This window comes from Vibrio sp. Vb0304 (assembly GCF_033338995.1).
Lineage (GTDB): Bacteria > Pseudomonadota > Gammaproteobacteria > Enterobacterales > Vibrionaceae > Vibrio > Vibrio alginolyticus.
This window is the reverse complement of record NZ_JAWOTT010000067.1, coordinates 1-2,021: the sequence shown is the minus strand read 5'-3', so window position 1 is coordinate 2,021 and position 2,021 is coordinate 1. Positions and strand designations below refer to the sequence as shown.

The following is a 2,021-nucleotide window of genomic DNA, read 5'->3' as shown; positions in this document are numbered from 1 at the left end:
ATACCGTGGACGCTCCAAAATACGCGGCCAAGCAGGGAGAATTGGTATTCCAAATCGCTTCTTCACCTCGATCTGCAACCAAGGAGTATCCGGTTCAAGCTCGTGCCAACTACTCGGGCGAATTTGAAGTTCTGCACAATGACAAAGTGGTTGCGAAGCAAACCGTGACGGCGGGCGAGTTGTTCAGCCAGTGGCTGACTCTCGATAGCGGCGCGAATCAAATGGAAGTGAGATTCACCGCCATTGACGGCCCAAACAAAGAGACACAAGCGCACCGTTACAGCGTTGACGTTGTTTCTCTGCCAGACCCAATGACGCTGTATGTTGCACCAAACGGCAGCGACAAAGGCAACGGATCTCAAGCGCAACCGCTTGATTTAGCTACCGCAGTAGAACTGCTTCCTACTGGTGGCACCATCATTTTGAAAGATGGCGACTACCAAGGGATGGAAATCCCACTGACGGCTAGTGGCAGTGCCGACAAGCTCAAGCACCTACGTGCGGAAGGAGACAATGTTCGCTTTGTTTCGGAACTTCGTCACGAGGGAAATTACTGGCATTACCAAGGTATTGAAGTTGCGGGTGCGCAGTTCATTGTTCATGGTAGCCACAACACCTTCGAAAAAATGGTGACACACGGCGCGCCAGATACTGGTTTCGTGATCACCTCTCCTGAAAACATTGGCCGCGCACTGTGGGCAAGTTACAACCAAGTGATTGAAAGCGAAAGCTACAACAACATGGATCGTTCGCAGATCAACGCAGACGGTTTTGCGGCCAAGATGCGCATCGGCGATGGCAACACCTTCATCCGTTGTTTGTCTCACCACAACATTGATGACGGTTGGGACTTGTTCAACAAAGTGGAAGATGGCGCAAACGGTGCGGTGACTATTTTGGATTCCATCTCGTTCAGCAACGGGCGCACACTCGATGTTGCCAACAAGGGTGGCACGATTGGTAACGGCTTCAAGCTAGGCGGCGAGGGGATTCCGGTTCCACATGTGGTGAAAAACAGCTTGTCTTTCAATAACAACATGGACGGATTTACGGACAACTTTAACCCTGGTGCACTGGTATTGAGCGACAACGTGTCGATTGATAACAAGCGCTTCAACTACTTGTTCCGTAAGAGCCCATATTCCGGCGAGATTGAGCAAGGCACGTTCACCAATAACCGTTCTTACCGATTCCACGTCAGCAGCAAATATGACGACGTGATCAACAGTGCGAAATCGACTGGCAATGCGTTGGTCGAAAATGGCACGACTTACACCAGTGATGGCAAAGCGGTCGACAGCAAAACGCTCGCGCCATTAAAGCAAGCGTCGGTGATTGATACCCAACAAGCCATTCCAGGTAAGCAAGAGGCGATGCAGCTTAAGCAACTTATTCACTAACGAGTAACCACGGGCTCTCAGGAGCCCTTTTTTTCGTCAAAACTCACCTTACAACGGTCGCATTTTTACGCTTTTCGACTTGTCAGTGACAATCTCTTTTTGGTTCTAAGATTAACTAAGGGAATGCAGCAACGACGAGTATGGATCCGCAGTTATTTACAAGACGCTCACTATTGATCTTCATCACGTTTGAGCGCAAAAAATAAAAAATGAACCGTTGTTTTGATTTTTGTCTCAGTTAGTTTTGTTTTTTGAAAATATAATTTATCTAAATTAAAACAGCGTTTCGAGGTTTCTATTATGGAATACGATTACTTAGTAATAGCAGGCTACTTTGCCCTGATGGTGGCAATCAGCTTGCTGTTCAAAAAAATGGCAAGCAATAGTACCAGCGACTATTTCCGCGGGGGCGGTAAGATGCTTTGGTGGATGGTTGGTGCCACAGCATTTATGACTCAGTTCTCTGCATGGACGTTTACCGGTGCAGCGGGTAAAGCGTTTAACGATGGCTTCGCGGTATTGGCCGTGTTTGTTGGCAACATGGTGGCGTACGTTTTCGCTTACTTCTACTTTGCTCGCCGCTTCCGCCAAATGCGTGTCGATACGCCGACTGAAGGGGTA

At 48.5% G+C, this 2,021-nt stretch carries 2 protein-coding genes; both read left to right on the top strand.

The annotated features are described in order from the left end of the window. A partial coding sequence (locus R7P35_RS23765; RefSeq protein WP_411978887.1) for a right-handed parallel beta-helix repeat-containing protein occupies nucleotides 1-1,400 on the top strand: 1,400 nt, incomplete at its 5' end. A gap of 300 nt (nucleotides 1,401-1,700) precedes the next feature. After that, the coding region (locus tag R7P35_RS23760) for a sodium:solute symporter family transporter (RefSeq protein WP_411978886.1) at nucleotides 1,701-2,021 on the top strand (321 nt) is incomplete at its 3' end.